Origin of the sequence: Aliiroseovarius sp. YM-037, assembly GCF_048060095.1 — a bacterium.
In the GTDB taxonomy this organism is placed as follows: domain Bacteria; phylum Pseudomonadota; class Alphaproteobacteria; order Rhodobacterales; family Rhodobacteraceae; genus JBLUOA01.
Genome location: NZ_JBLUOA010000001.1, coordinates 1,886,993 through 1,899,043, shown reverse-complemented (window position 1 = coordinate 1,899,043; position 12,051 = coordinate 1,886,993). Strand labels below are relative to the sequence as shown.

At 56.3% G+C, this 12,051-nt stretch carries 6 protein-coding genes and 1 pseudogene; 2 read left to right on the top strand and 5 right to left on the bottom strand.

Translation table 11 applies throughout. The features are described from left to right. Positions 1–872: 872 nt before the first annotated feature. From ACEWPJ_RS09350 to ACEWPJ_RS09330, 5 genes are all read right to left on the bottom strand, one after another. Positions 873–1,535, bottom strand: coding sequence for a hypothetical protein (locus tag ACEWPJ_RS09350; RefSeq protein ID WP_416512664.1), 663 nt, complete (start codon positions 1,533–1,535; stop codon positions 873–875). Between the two features lie 575 nt (positions 1,536–2,110). Continuing rightward, entirely contained in the window at positions 2,111–4,123 is a 2,013-nt protein-coding gene (locus ACEWPJ_RS09345) for a trypsin-like serine peptidase (RefSeq protein ID WP_416512662.1), read from the bottom strand. Further along, complete coding sequence (locus tag ACEWPJ_RS09340) at positions 4,120–6,564, bottom strand: N-acetylmuramoyl-L-alanine amidase (RefSeq protein WP_416512660.1); 2,445 nt, start codon at positions 6,562–6,564, stop codon at positions 4,120–4,122. The genes ACEWPJ_RS09345 and ACEWPJ_RS09340 overlap by 4 nt, the downstream gene beginning before the upstream one ends. Positions 6,565–6,791: 227 nt before the next feature. Continuing rightward, entirely contained in the window at positions 6,792–7,793 is a 1,002-nt protein-coding gene (locus ACEWPJ_RS09335) for a transporter substrate-binding domain-containing protein (protein ID WP_416512659.1), read from the bottom strand. Positions 7,794–7,806: 13 nt separating this feature from the next. After that, positions 7,807–9,456, bottom strand: coding sequence for a hypothetical protein (locus tag ACEWPJ_RS09330; RefSeq protein WP_416512657.1), 1,650 nt, complete (start codon positions 9,454–9,456; stop codon positions 7,807–7,809). A 571-nt stretch (positions 9,457–10,027) separates the two neighbouring features. On the opposite strand from ACEWPJ_RS09330, the pseudogene ACEWPJ_RS09325 reads away from it, so the two are divergent. Beyond that, positions 10,028–10,628, top strand: a pseudogene (locus tag ACEWPJ_RS09325) (IS3 family transposase); the annotation flags it as partial. 350 nt (positions 10,629–10,978) lie between these two features. Further along, positions 10,979–12,010: a hypothetical protein gene (locus tag ACEWPJ_RS09320; protein ID WP_416512655.1), complete on the top strand. Its 1,032-nt coding sequence runs from the start codon at positions 10,979–10,981 to the stop codon at positions 12,008–12,010. Positions 12,011–12,051: the final 41 nt, after the last annotated feature.

Here is a 12,051-nt window from a genome sequence, read left to right as displayed (position 1 = left end):
CCCCGGATCGTAGCGCCCCAAACGCTCGGCAGGTTGTCGCTGGCCTATAGGGTATGTGTGACTCGGAATCCGTTGTGGAATACAAGAGTGGTGGCGTGAAGAGTATTCACAACGCCTTCAGAATGGCCGTGAGAAGAGCACAGCTGAAGGGCGTAACTCCTCATGTCCTGCGCCACACGGCTGGGGCACCGCAATAGTTTTGGGGTGTGCGATCACCCCTCGCATTAGCGATGAATTGATCCGCGAGGTGGGAGATTTCATTTTCGGAGCAGAAGGGCAACAAGGAGAGTTTGGTGCGTGAGCTCATTTCCGCTCTAAAGGGCAGTCTCTTTTGATCGGGATTTTTCCAAGAATGCCGGCCAAGTTCATTGAACCTGCGCGCAAAAGATAAAATACGGGCTGTGAGCATCAAAAAAGTCCTCAACCTATTGAGGCCAAGGGCTTTTTATGGCTCCGGCGGTAGGGATCGGAGCTAAATTGTTCGTGGCTATGTCAAGCATTTGATTTAGCTAGCGTTTTCTTTTCTCGAAGGAGGCTCTGGTTTGGTTTTGTGCAACTTTCTGTGCAACCTCATGTGTAACTTATTGTGCTAACGTGGTGAAGGGTCGTCCGGCTTAGTTTCGCCTTTTTCGATCGTATTGAGCAACTCCCGAAGCCTTGCCGCTGACAACTCGCGTTCCTTCAGAAGAGCTCTGCCGATCCTGACGATGTCATCCTGATGCTGGTCTGCGATCCGGATCGCGCGCTCCTGCTGTTCATGGAGAAGCGTATCAACTTCTTTGATCGCACTCGGTGCGACGCCTGAAGGGTTAGCGAGGTCGACCGACGTGAAGGCCAGCTGACCGCCGAGCTCCCACTCAAACAGCGTTTTTTCAGCAATCCTGGTTGCGAAGGCGAGATCTGATTGCGCCCCGATCCCTCGTAATCACCGAACCGTCATCGCACAGATTGATCTTGAACCGATATGGTTGTGCGAGGTGCTCTTCCGCAGCGTCGATTGCCCTTTTGGCAGCGGTTGCCTTTTCGGATTCTGTTCCGCTGGCGATCACCTTGCCGTAGCTTTTTGCCATCCACTCAAAGGATAGCTGGCGCTTAACGACTTTGTTTGACGTTATCTCGTCGATGTGGATCTCGACGCCTTTGTGCTCAACGTAGGTCTTGATCCTTTTCGGTCTTCGCACCGGCGCCGAGTGCTTTAGGGCCCGTCGCCGGTGCGATGACAACGCACCGAAGAAATCTCGACCGGATGGATTCACATCGCGAAGGTCAAACTTTTGTTCGGGAACGGTGCTGAGCTCGTCCGCTGGAAGCGCCTTTCTTTTTCTCCAGGGTGGCGTGGTGTTCTTCGAAACCGCCTCAATCTGACGCTTTGCCCATTCTGGGGAAAAGGCCATGCTCGGCGTTGCTTGCTCCGCGAAGATTTGAGCGGTGCCCGCAATGACCGGCATTCGCGCAAGACTCTTGTCCAGGCTCGGTATCGAAGTGTTGAACTCAGGCGCATAGGCTCGAATAGCTGCGCTTTCGTGCTCATCCATGTCCTCATAGGCGCAGGGCGCAAACGCCATAGACCAGGGAAGCGATGTGTCTGGGACTTTGTGATAAACTCGCCCGAGACTGTCAACTGATCGTTGGCTGAGTTGATTGCTCTGTCCGATGTACACCACCCGGTCAGCGCATCCGATCAAGTAGATGCCGGTATGAAGCCAAGAGCACCCAAGAAGCGATGAAAGTTCATCGTGGCGGTTCCGGAGAAAGACCTGCCGCTTCCAAAGGTGGAAGAGCGCGCTGCTTGTTAGCATCATGACCCCAGCAGAAACATATGGATGGACAAGACTTAGGGCATCCCACCGCAGCTTTGAAGCTCAAGTGTTCTGACAACGAGATTGCTGCGGGCGTGTATCGACCCAGAAGAAGCCGACTCATGCCATAGTGAAGCACGTGGCAATCAACATGGCGATGGGCGAGAACAACAAACGAAGAACGGTGCCTCTCAAACCTGCGCTCGTTAACGAAATCATGCAGGAAAATCGACGGTGCCGGAAGCGAGCGTTTCATTTGCGCGGCCGCTGCTCGTCTGGCTCCACTGGTGCGCCCGCAGCCGGAAATTTGTTTAAGTACGCCATCGCCAAGTTGAACCAACAATTTCTCTCTCGTGACTATCCGAGGAACTCAAGCGTTTACTGTCTAAAAAGCGTTGAATCAGTTCTCTGTCTTTTACAGCAGTTTCGTTCATTAGCGAAATGCGAATGCCATAAGGTGCCTTGTTCGTCAGATCATCGACATAGCGGTCGCGGAATACCTGCGGCACGGTCGTGACTGCTCCGTCGTCTGAGCCCATTAGTTCGGTGCCTTCGGGCACGAATATCTGGGAAAGGATGGTGCCGGAATTTCGCAGATAACTGAAGCCGCCGCGCTCCGTGTCGCGGAAGAAAAGGGGGCGAAATCCAGCCTTCTCGAAGGTTGCAGCGCGGGCACTCCTCATAGGCGCGTTGACGTCACCGGCGATCAGCCAGTCGCCGTCAATATCCGGGCGTTTCACCATTTCCTCGATGATGAACCCCATGATGCTGGCCGCTACGATTTTGCGCATCTGAATGTTGCGGTGTTCTCCTAAAAAGAACGGGACAAGCCGCAAACTGAAATGTGGCTCATGTCCGGGAACCTCGATGTCGAAGCGCGCCGGAAAACTCGGAAAAACCGGACCTGAAATCGTCTTAAGGCCGATGTCTTCCTGTGCCCTGACCCGCCATAGGTCTTCGACGTGCGCCGGCCACGGATCCCGTATCACGTTCAATGCTCGGGTATTGTAGAAGATCGCCGTCATCGGTAATTCTGGGTGGCTCTCATCGTCAGCGAACACGAAGCCGAATTCCTGAGCAAAGATGTCCTCAAGTTCGTCGCGCAGCCTGTATCCCGTTTCACGCGAAATGCCGTCCAGAACCCACAAGTCCTGTGTGATGTCGGCAAAAACTTGGGCGGCGCGGCGCAGGGCATCGCCGTCGTCTTTGTGCTGGTTAAGCCAGTTCATATTCCAGACCGAAACGTCGATATCCTGATTGGTTGCGTGGACCGCTTCGATAACCTTTCGCCGTCCGATCTCCGTCTCCTGGGGACCAATAGTATTGTCGACGCCGGTGGGGCTGTCAGGAGAGAAATTGCGGCCCAGCGCGCCGTAAGGCCCTGTGACCGTGTCAGTGTCGACGAAGTGTCGGAGCACCTCACGGAGATTTGCTTCGTTGGCGGCCGCCTGTGTAAGTTCGCGTTCGAGATGAACGGCGATGGCCGAGAACTGTATTCCCTCGTTTGCTACGCGATAGGGAGTGCCGTCTTGCAGTATTGTGGCCCGGTTCGAGTGCTTTTCAATAAGGTCTTGGTCGTCCCGGAATGCGTGATGCAGGCCGCAGAGTTTGCCGTTCCGAGTGATCACAGGCGCCCCGGACGACCCGCCCTCGGTATCGGCGGCGTAAAGCAGCAGATCGACCTCGACATTCAGCAGTTCGGTGTCGTCCAGCGACACCTTCTTGAAGTCGCCGTTTGGGTGATGGATGACGAAGACCGGATCATAGACCCGCCCGGCGAATGAGGCGCGCGACATCGGTATAAAGCCGTAATCCTGCGCGGCTTCCTCGCCGATCCAAGCAAAGGTGAAGTCCAGTCCGCCGACGGCTGGGTCGGTCAAAAAGAGGCGTGAGGGGTCCAGTTGGAGGCTGCGCTTCGGTGTTCGGCCGATCGCCTTTTGCGAGAGCAGACTGCCGAGGTCGCGCTCATGCTCGAAATCCACGACGGCGGACGCTGTGACGGCTTCCGAGTTGAGCACATGATTGTTGGTAACCAGCAAGTTCGGTCCGACCAGAAACCCTGTTCCGGTCCATCGGTTTTCTAGGCCACGAAAGTCCACGCCGGAACAGGTTATCTTGCAGACCGCACGGCGGTAAGTGGCGAGAATTTCGAGCAGACTGGCATCGACCATGTTCTTCTTGCCGACGGCGGCTTCGAACCCTTGCGCTTCACTCCAGCCGCGCATCATCCGTTCGGCGTTGTGGACACTGCGGCTTCCTCGCAGTTGCGAATACGCCTTATCGTTTGTCCAGCGACTGATGAAATCGACGCCAGGCTGCGTCACGGCTTGATCCAGTCTACGTCAGAGCCGCGGGTATCGATGTGCACGAAGTTCTTGCTGTCGTAGCGCCCGATCCCGCCGATAAAGGCGGGGTTTTCGCTCCGAACCTTTTTGGCGATTTCGTGCCATTCCCTGATCGTTCGTCCCGAGGCGGTCCAATCAATCGCGTTGTACTTCATGTGCAAGCTGCCTGACGCGCCGCGGACGCAGCTGTTGTAGGCGCTGTTCCGGTAGCCGCTGAGGATTTTGACCGGGTGTCCGATACGCTCGCGGATTTCGTCCAGCATGCGGGCGGTGTTAGCGATGTTGTTCCAGAGGGACCGAGGCGGCGGGGCGTTCTTGCCCTTGCACGAGCCTCCCGCATTGCTGTTGCCTAGGAACAGCAGCTCGGTTGCGGAGAAGTGCCTCAACCCGAGCCCCGCCACGAAGGCGGAGAAGGCGGCGAAGTCGAAACCTGAACTTTCGAAGCCTGCGTAGGCTGCCCTGAATTGTTCCAGGTGCTCAACCGCCCCTTGGTCGAGCGTTGAGAAATCGATCCCCTGCGATCCGTCGAGGAAGACGTCTTCGTTGCGGTCCGGCTCGACATACTCGCTCGTGCGCGCGGCCTGTGCGAACATCGTGTCGAGCAGGGTCTGGCCTGCGGCACTCTCGAACGGAACGCCAAGTGACGAGGCCCCCCGTGCGGTCAACCCGCCGCCCGGAGGCGCTTCGGCGAGGCCGAGGAATTGCGGGATCGACAGACCGCTTGCGACCGCGTTCGCATGGATGGCGTCCTCGAAATCATACTCGGCCACCAATTCGAACGCGTCGGCCGCTTCCGTGCCGGCTCCAAAGAACGCATCGATGCCGTCGGCCAGCGCTTTGGCGATGCATTCGCGATAGGTTTCCGTCTTGATACGGTTTTCCTCGTCGATGCGATCCATGAAACTGACCTCATGGAGACACACGGCGGTGTCGGCATGGTGCCGGTTTTCCCGGATAACGCCGAAGCTGCCGCGCAATATCCCGTCGGTGCTGCGGGTGTCGTTCCGGTTAGTAAGCCCCAATTCGGCAACCATCGCTTTTTGTACACGCCGCATCAGGAGGATGCTTGCGGCCGATGTCGTGGTCGGGTGAACGTAGGTTTCCGTTCCCTGCGCATTATGCGCGGTCGAGGCGTTGAAGTGCACCGAGACGAAGCAGCCCGCTCGCGCATCGCGGGCGACCTTGCGCCGCCCTTCGATAGAGACATTCATATCCGTGTCGCGTGTCACGAGCACGGTATGTCCGCGCGCCGTTAGGACATCGCGGGCGCGTTGGCAGACATCGAGTGTCCAAGTTTTTTCCAGCGTGCCGGAGGGGCCAATGGCGTTGTTCCAGCTCGAACCGCCGAGGCTCGCGGTTCCGCCGTGGCCCGGGTCGAGAACGATGGTGCGCCCCACTGTGTCGCTTTCGAACGGCCAGACGCCCACGGTGGTTGCATCGTTGGCCTCGGCCGACGCCGCTTCGAAACCGGAACTCGACAGATGCGCCCTGATGGCGCCAATCAACGGTTTTGCAGCACGTTCGAACCCCTTGCTTTCGGGATGCAATTCGTCCCGCCAACTGTTTGGATGGTCGCCGACGGTGCCCTTCATGTTCACAAACTGATAGTTAGGGAACTCCGGTGCCAGTTGGTTCAGGCGACCGCTAAAATCATCCAAGATGACCTCGATCACCTTGCGCCCAAGCTTCAGATCGATCCCCACGTTTTTTAGGGGCGCGCCGAAATACTTGCCGCCGTTCTTGGGGAAAGGCGTGTCATAGGCATGACCGAACACCATCACCCCGGGATGGTTGTCTCGCACATCCGTCAGTATTTGACGATAGAAACCAAGGATTTCCCGTGACACCTGATCCAGTGCTGCTTTGTTCACCAGATCCTCAGGCGCCGCGCCGGATGAGAATGGCAGCAGCAGGTTCTCAAACCGACCGTCCCCCAGCAGATCGTTTCCGCCGCCCGAGAGCAGGAGGATCGGAGACTTGGTATCCTGCAGCGCGCGCTTGTATTCGCGTTGTTGCGTCATGCGCTGAACAAGATCGCCGGCCGCGCCTAGAGAGAAGACGGCGAAGTCCCTTTCGAAACTCACTTGATCGATAAGGTCATCCAGCAGCAGGGGATACTGGAACCAGCTGTCGCCCTCTGAAACGATTCGTGTCCCGTCGAAGCCGAATAGTGTTTTCAGGCGGTAGTTGACCAGACGTTCTGCCCGCGCCAGGCGGTTCGCCCAGTTGACCATCGTGGCACCCTCGAACGACGTTTCGAGCTGGGCCCGCAGTTCCGGCTTGAGTTCGATGGCTGCGTCATAGGGCTGTTCGCCGTAATCGGTTTCCTGCAGAAGGTCTTTCTGCAACGTTTGGATTGCACCCAAATCATTGTTTTGAACGGCTTCGGTAATTTTCTGTTGAATTAATCTAGGATTCATTCCTACCTCCCGTAGTAATTAATCTATGGCTCGTGCATCCAAATGAGCTTAAAACGCTCGATTAAGCTGACGTCAGTGCAGCCGCAGCGAAAGAGCCCCTTATCCTGCCCAGTTGACCTCCAAGAACTGTTCGATCTTGCTCCCCCAGCGAGTGTCTCCTCTGACGTGCCGTAGCGCAGCAACGACTATGGTGGTCGGAACGCAGCTCTAGGCCGCAAAATGTCGATTCAGTTCTCAGCGCGCGGGATGCCGCGGATCGACCAGTTGAAAAACTGGAGTTTTTCGGTCGGCTGGTAGCCCGAAAAAGTGTGCACAAACGCCTGATCGAGCGCTGAGGGCGACGCATAGATGATCCGAGCCAGAGATTCCAAGAACCGCAGCGTCAGCAGCCCGGTTTCCGGGTTTTCGAAATCGGTGCGAGCGAAGATCGCGTAGCGTTCCTCGGTATAGGTGACGCGCGCCAGCGAGTAGGCGCAGTCCGGCACGGCTGCAAGGTTGCGTTCAACGATCTCGATGTCACCGACATAGTAGAGGATTTCGCTATCGCAAAATGCCGCCGCCGCGTCGATATGGTTGTCGAATAGCCGGATCGGAACCGGGCGCGAGCCGGCGACCGCCTGACCGGTATCAACAAGCGCATTGCAAGCGTGGTTGGGTTCGGTCCATTCGTCGCCTTTCGTAAGGTAGTCCCGGACCAAAGGTTCAAACTGCGGCCACTCGCCATTGTCGAGGATCAGGTGGATGCCGTTGGTCTCTGCCGTGGTGCGGCCAACGATTCCCGCGATCGAGCCGCAATACTGCGGTGGGATCTCCGGCTGTTTCGCGAAGGTTATACCGGAAATGTAGATCGGCATCGACGCAAGGAACTCGCGTACCCTCTCTCGCGTGATTGTCGCCGGATCGCAGAGCAGGTCGATCCCGCCATTGCGCAGTTCCTCGAACCGGTTGCTTGCTTGGACGTTGACCGGCACCACCTTCAGCCGGTCGCCCATCTGCCGTTGCAGGTCCAGCAAGGCTCGATCGCATAGATAGACAACGAAGCCGTCATACCCCTGATTGATCAGCGGGCCGGGTATGGATATGGTGCTCGCCCGGCGCCCGGACCGCTGATAGGAAAACGGCGCCGCGTCCGTGCGGACCCCGATGCGGAGTTCCACCTCCTGCGCCGCTGCGCCGTGGCCGGACAGCGCCAGCGCAACAATGGCCAGGCAGCGGGCTAGGTGCGGCATTGCGATCACGGTCCTATTCCTCCGTCCATTCGAGCAGCAACGCGAAAGTGACAAAGAAGATCAGCGCGGGCAGCGCAAAGCCCGAGGTTTCCTTGATTATGCGCGCGAGCCAGAATTCGTCTTCGCCGCCGCCTGAATAACCGCTCACCACGATGACCAGTGCCCAGACCGCGAATAGCGCGAATACGCCAAGCGCAATGCTAACCGTCTTGCGTGCGGGCAATTCGTCGTGCAGATCGGTGACAAGGAAATAGAATATGCTGATAAGGAAGCCCCAGCCGAAACACATGAGATAAAAGCCGCCGCCGCTCTGGACCGAGTCTTCAAGCTGGCTCTTGGTCATGACAGTACCGCTGCTGATAAGCAATCCAATGGACTTTTCCCCGATATCGCCGATGAAACAGGCGATAATGGCTGCGATCCCGGGGATGATCGCCGCAATACTGAACCGCAGGAACGGCAACCGGTTGACCGTATAGGCCGGCCATTGACCCGAATCGATACGGGTTTCACGAACGATCACCGCCAGCGCGGCGCTGGCGAGAAACATTAGTGTTATTCGCACCGCCGCCCACAGACCGAACCGGATCGACACATTGATTTCTGCGGCGATGACCTCGGCAAGGGTCCGCCCGCCATAGGCCCCATATACGAATAGAAGATCGGCCAGCGTGACGATCACAATCGTCGCAACGAAAGTGGTGGCAAGCGCTCCGGCAAGACTTTGGGAATCCGGGTCGGTGTGCCGCTCCAGCAGCTTATCCATAATCCGCGCCGTCGGTGTAGCATCACTCACCAATGCGATGGAGCGGCTCTGGATGAACAGCACCGCGAACAGCGCTTGCAGGTTGTCGCGCGTGTCGAGCACTTGCCTGTGAAGCTCCTCCAACGCACCGTGGTTCTCCCGCAGGGACGAAAGTCGATCGCTGAGCGCTTTTACGGAATCGCGTTCGCTATCGATCAGCTCATTGACGGATTCCAAACTGTCCTGAGTGAAAATTCGGTCGCCGAGCTGCCCTGTGACAGCGGGCGACAGAATGTCGATCACCCGAAGCGCATTGCGGGTTTCCTCGATCATCTGACTTTTCAAAATGTCTTCGGACAGTTCTTCAATGCTGTCGGAATAGCTGGTCGACAACGGCAACGGAAGATTCGGGGCGAGGATTTCGTAATCTACGCGTTTCAACTGCCCGATGATCCGGTAGACGCCCCGTGGAATACCCGCCAGCCGGTGCGCGAACGCCCGCGTGTAACGTTCGATCGGCGCGAACAGGCCGGAAGACAGCGAAAAAATGATGCTTGCCGAGACGAAGATCGGTTTGCCATAGTCGTCTACACCACCTGCGCCCTCTTCTTGTCCCGTCGGCGACACGTGCCCGATTGCGCCAGCCAATTTCTGGCCCGCTTCGGGTGTGTTGAGCAACTCGTACAATTCGAGCGACGTCAAGAAGGCCGCGTAGGCCGAAAGATAGATGATGACATAGATGATGAAGCCACGCAGATACTCCGACTTGGAGCAGAGCGACGAAATGTCGAGCTTGCGCAGCACCGGAAAGCGGTTATGCGCGTGAACGACAACCGGTTTCTCGAATTGACGATAGGCCTCGGCAATCAGTGTGATACCGCCGAGGATGACAGCTACGGTGTAGGCAATACCTGACATTCGTGCCGGTCAGCGGCACAACTGGATTTCAGGATTGCACGGACCAAGTCCGGGAACGGGACGCCCACCATCGCCAAAACGTCCAGCGCTAACGTCGAACGCCGCAGAATATGCAGGCGCAAAAGTTGCGAAAAAAAATACGACTGTGCAAAAGATTTTCATCGAAAACTCTTTCCATGCAGTTTCGATAGACAGAAATAATGCCACATGTTCGCATATTTTTCAACGTATACGTGTGGCTTGCTCTGTCGAAACGGGTCTGCGGCGGCGCGGACGTGGATCGCGACGGTCGGAGGCTGTGGTCCCCTGAAATCGTTTTCGGCCTGGGCCCGACGAGGTGCTGCGCAATCAATCCTCAAGCGCGGATAAATTCGTCGTAAGGTGTCACTTGACGAGTTTCTTGCGTGTGGCCAGCAAACCAAATCGCTATGACCTTCAAGGATCTCCGGCCATTCTCCGACTGCATTAACGGTGGCAATGCGAGACGCCGCGATGCGTCAATTGAAACTGGACGTGTCACGGTTTGATGCCGCTTCTTTGGTAGCATTTATTCCAACAAAGGAGACGAACTATGGGACTGAAACGAACGGACGAGTTCCGGGCCGATGCGGTGCGGATCGCGCTGATGAGCGGGCTGAAAAGGAGGCAGGTAGCGTCAGATCTGAGTGTTGGCTTATCCACCTTGAATAAATGGGTCACGGCGCATAGCGACACTGAAGTGGTATCCGACAAAGACTTGGACCTTGCCCGCGAGAGTGAGCGGCTTCGACGCGAAAACCGCATTCTTAAGGAGGAGAGGGACATCCAAAAAAAGGCAACGCAGTTCTTCGCGGGCCAGAAGCCATGAGGTTTCGGTTCATTGAAGAACACCGCAATGCGTTCGGAGCCAAACGAATGTGCGACCTGTTGGCCGTCAGCCCGCGTGGTTTACGTGCATACCGTACCCGCCCGGCCAGTCAAAGACAGTGGAGAGACATGGTCGTGCTCGCGCACATCAAGGAGCATCCCGTTTCAGCCTTGGGAGATACGGACGACCGAGGATCACGGAAGAGTTGAAGGAGTTTGGTCTGAACGTCGGCCACCGTCACATTGGTTGCTTGATGCGTGAAAACGGCATTCGTGTAGAACGGTCAAAGAAATACAAGGTGACGACCGACAGCAACCACGCCTTCAAGGGTATTCTCTTGTGAATTCTGTCTTGCAATGAACCGTTTTTAACAGTGCGTTCGCGAAGGCCGCTGTTAGCGCAGATGCAGCGAAATGGCGCTTTGTTCCGCAGACTTCCAGTTCGCCGCTCGTTCGATTGTGGCGTCGCGGCGAATGTCTCCTTCGACGGGCCGCACCGCAGCGCTGCGAGCCCCGTGCCAACGGCAGGAATGGGCCGCTCTCTAGTGCGACGTTGTAAGGAAGCCAGTTGGTGACACGACGCCCTGCATGGAACTCGTCCTAAATTTGCTCGAACCTTGAACACCCTCAACCTTCAGTTAACTTGCTAGAAATTGAAGTAAGCCGAAGATCTCAAATGCCGTTGTCGACTAAGAACATTGTAGAGGGCATTGTAGGAGGAGCCATACTGGCCGCTGGTTCGTATTTCTTCGTCCAGTACTGGAATCGTGAAACCCCTCAGGAACAGTTCAAAAACTCAGCATTTGAGTTACTCACACGAGCAGCTTCTGCTGAAGGTTTGCTGCGTGCCTCCTGTATCTCTGATCAAGTTGCGGTGACTGAGGCATATTGGAACCTGGTTGCGCCTCGCAACGCGCAAATTTTTCCGCGCGACCTCTGGGTCGAATTAGACGAGGAGCTTGCAGACGAAAGTGCGTTCTCCATCGCGCATAGACTCGCTGTGACAACGGATGACTACAGTGGATCGATTTACCCGGCAAGCGACATAGCGCGAGTATTTGGGGAGATCCGGATAGCCACTTTAAGTCTTCAAGACAATTACAATCCAACTGCTCTAGAAGCCAGCGCAGAGAGTACAGATTGGAAGGCAACCCGTCACCAAATGGGGTCATTGCTTAGAGAGAACTTCTCGGCAATGCAGGAAAGTCGTGCTGGTGGAGTCGAAGGTAGCGTTCATTTCTCAGAGGGAATGGTGCTAGACCGCCCCCCGAGTGTCACCGCTGTCATTGTCTCATCCAAGGCTTTGGACCAAAGAAATGAGGGATATTGGTGGTCGACCTGCAATCAGAAGGTCTTCGAATGTGCAAATGCAGTCCTCGAAAAAGATAACCTTGCACTGGCCTTCAACCGAATCCGAGAAATTGACAGCGAAGTGGCCACAGACGAGCGGCTTGGGAACCAGAGTCTCCGCGATGGATATGCCAGCCCATTTCTCATGTCGGCGGCATTTTTCGAGCACCTAAGCAGCCGTAACTTTGTTTCTGCTGGTGCCGACGGTGATAGTTCCGAGAGTTACAACGTGTCGTACGAACAGTGCACAGAACTTTTCTTCGACTTGTTTCCGGTAGATTTGGATGACTATGAGACTGCGCTAGAAGTAGCTGTGTCAATAAAGAGGGATGCCGAAACGAACCCGGAAGACGGGTAGTCCAGCTCAGAGGACGCATTTGCTTTCGGGAGAATTCGAAC

What these genes read in the sequence shown, in the direction of transcription:
- ACEWPJ_RS09335 (WP_416512659.1), bottom strand. Translation starts at nt 7,793, where the DNA reads ATGCCGCACCTAGCCCGCTGCCTGGCCATTGTTGCGCTGGCGCTGTCC.
- ACEWPJ_RS09320 (WP_416512655.1), top strand. Translation starts at nt 10,979, where the DNA reads ATGCCGTTGTCGACTAAGAACATTGTAGAGGGCATTGTAGGAGGAGCC.
- ACEWPJ_RS09350 (WP_416512664.1), bottom strand. Translation starts at nt 1,535, where the DNA reads ATGGATGAGCACGAAAGCGCAGCTATTCGAGCCTATGCGCCTGAGTTC.
- ACEWPJ_RS09330 (WP_416512657.1), bottom strand. Translation starts at nt 9,456, where the DNA reads ATGTCAGGTATTGCCTACACCGTAGCTGTCATCCTCGGCGGTATCACA.
- ACEWPJ_RS09340 (WP_416512660.1), bottom strand. Translation starts at nt 6,564, where the DNA reads ATGAATCCTAGATTAATTCAACAGAAAATTACCGAAGCCGTTCAAAAC.